Here is a 2670-nt window from a genome sequence, read left to right on the forward strand (position 1 = left end):
CGCGGTCATCTCCCAACCCGCCCCCGTGGTCGTCTCTCAGCCCGCGCTCCTGGCCCTGGCCGCCATCTCCGGTGCCGTCGTCCTCACCGTCCGCGCCGAGGGCCCGTTCTGGTTCGCCCTGGCCCTGGGCGGCTCGCTGGCGGCCGCCGAGCCCGGCCGTGTCAGGGAGCTGTTTCGTTGGCGCACCGCGCGCCTGGTGGCCGTGGCCTGGGCCGTGATCGGCCTGCTGGCGGTGGCCTGGGACGTGGTCTCGGGCAACAACAAGGTCACCCAGACCCTCATCGCCACCCACCCCGCCGACCACCGGGTCCTCACCCTGCTCCGGATCATCGCCGTGAACCGGGTCGGCGGCTGGTTCACCGAGGCCTTCGCGCTCGACGTGCAGGCGTCGTGGGCGCCGATGCTGTGGGCGGTGCTGGCCGCCGTGGTGCTGATCCCGCTGGCGATGGTGCGCAGCCGCCGGGTGGTGGCCGTCGCGCTGGCGGTCGCGGCCGCCTCGCTGGGCATCACCGTGGTGCTGGAGATCAAGTACCTCGGCACCCTCGGCTGGTCCCAGTACGGCCGCTACTTCCTGCCCGGCCTGGCCGGCACCGCGGTGCTGCTGGCCTCCGGGCCGGTCGCGGAGCTGCCGCCGGTGCTGCGCCGCCGGATCCCGCGGCTGTTCGCCGTCGGGGCCGCGTTCTGCCAGCTCTGGGTGCTCGTGGTGGAGATGACCCGGGTCCAGGCCGGTCCCTACGCCCCGGTGAACCCGTTCGCCGGCTCCTGGCACCCGGCGGTCGGCTCGGTCACGGTGCTGGCCGTCGCGGCGCTCGGGGCGGCCGCGCTGATCGCGTTGGTGTGGACCGCCACGGCCGTCGAACCGGCCGCCGAGCCGGCCGCTCCGGTCGTTCCGGCCCCGGCCGAACCCCAGGTGGTACCCGAACCGGCAAACTCCTGATTCCATCACCTAATGGCGTAAAACGCGTTACTCCGGGCCCAGGGGATCGTTGGTGCGTCGTGTCAACAATCTCTTCACAAGCGCCAGAATCCGGACAGGACGCGCCCGAAGCGCCCGCCGTCGTCATCATCGGAGCCGGGCCGGCCGGGCTGACCGCCGCCTACGAGCTCGTCAAGTCCGGGGTGCGGCCTTCCGTCTTCGAGGCCGACGACGTGGTCGGCGGCATCAGCCGGACCGTGGAGCGCGGCGGTTGGCGCTTCGACATCGGCGGCCACCGCTTCTTCACCAAGGCCGGGCCGGTGGAGGCGTTGTGGCACGAGATCCTGCCGGACGAGGACTTCCTGATGCGGCCGCGGATGAGCCGCATCCACTACCGCGGCAAGCTGTTCGACTACCCGCTCAAGGCCGGCAACGCGCTGTCCGGTCTGGGTCTGGTCGAGGCCGCGCGCTGCGTCGGCTCCTATGTGTGGGCGCAGATCAAGCCGCCGAAGGACCAGACCAAGTTCGAGGGCTGGGTGGCCGCGCGCTTCGGCTTCCGGCTCTACTCGATCTTCTTCAAGACCTACACCGAGAAGGTGTGGGGCATGCCGGCCAACGAGATCGAGGCCGACTGGGCCGCGCAGCGGATCAAGAACCTGTCGCTGTTCAAGGCGGTGGTCAACGCGATCACCCCGAGGCGCAACCAGAAGCAGATCACCAGCCTGATCGAGCAGTTCCAATACCCGAAGTACGGCCCCGGCATGATGTGGGAGCGCTGCCGGGACCTGGTCACCGACGGCGGCGGCTCGGTCGTGATGAACACCTGGGTCCAGACCGTGCACCGGACCGAGGGCGGCGCCGTAGCGGTGACGGTGAAGAACGCCGCCGGCGAGCGCACCGCCCCGGCCGACCACGTGATCTCCTCGATGCCGATCTCGGCCCTGGTCCGCGCCATGGACCCCCCGGCCCCGGCCGAAGTCCTGGCCGCCGCCGACGACCTGCGCTACCGCGACTTCCTCACCGTGGCCCTAGTGGTCCCGGAGTCCGCCGGCTTCCCGGACAACTGGATCTACATCCACACCCCCGGCGTCCGCGTCGGCCGAATCCAGAACTTCGGCTCCTGGTCCCCCTACCTGGTCAAGGAAGGACGCACCTGCCTGGGCCTGGAGTACTTCGTCTCCGAGGGCGACGACCTGTGGGAGGCCGCCGACGACGTCCTGATCAAGCAGGGCGCGCAGGAACTGGAAGCCCTAGGCCTGGTCTCCGCGGACGCCGTCGAGGAGGGCTACGTGGTCCGCATGCCGAAGGCCTACCCGGTCTACGACGAGTACTACCGGGGCAACGTCGAGGTGATCCGCGAGTGGCTGGCCCGCGAAGTCCCGAACGTGCACCCCGTCGGCCGCAACGGCATGCACCGCTACAACAACCAGGACCACTCGATGATGACGGCGATGCTCACCGCCGAGAACATTGCCACCGGCACCACGCACGACGTGTGGTCGGTGAACGTCGAGGAGGAGTACCACGAGGAGGGGGCGGAGCAGAAGGCCTCGGGCGGCTCGGGTGGCTCGCGCGGCTCGGGCACCGGCCGTGACGCGCCGATCCTGCCGAGGCGGCGGGTCGAGCAGACGCAGAGCGGTCAGAAGGTTTGATGGGCTAGCTAGCCCAGTACGCGGGAGTGCCGTGGGATCCGGGAGGATTCCGCGGCACTCTTGTTTTCGCTGCTGGCGCGAGGCGGGTCGGGGCTGTTTGGG

General features: G+C 70.4%; 1 protein-coding gene and 1 pseudogene. Both read left to right on the forward strand.

Going from position 1 to position 2670, the window contains the following annotated elements; all coding sequences use genetic code 11:
- Nucleotides 1–937, forward strand: a pseudogene (locus IZR01_RS48895) (hypothetical protein); the annotation flags it as partial.
- Between the two features lie 59 nt (nucleotides 938–996).
- Complete coding sequence (locus IZR01_RS48900; RefSeq protein WP_323746786.1) at nucleotides 997–2568, forward strand: NAD(P)/FAD-dependent oxidoreductase; 1572 nt, start codon at nucleotides 997–999, stop codon at nucleotides 2566–2568.
- Nucleotides 2569–2670: the final 102 nt, after the last annotated feature.

The organism is Catenulispora pinisilvae (assembly GCF_015356865.1).
Lineage (GTDB): Bacteria > Actinomycetota > Actinomycetes > Streptomycetales > Catenulisporaceae > Catenulispora > Catenulispora pinisilvae.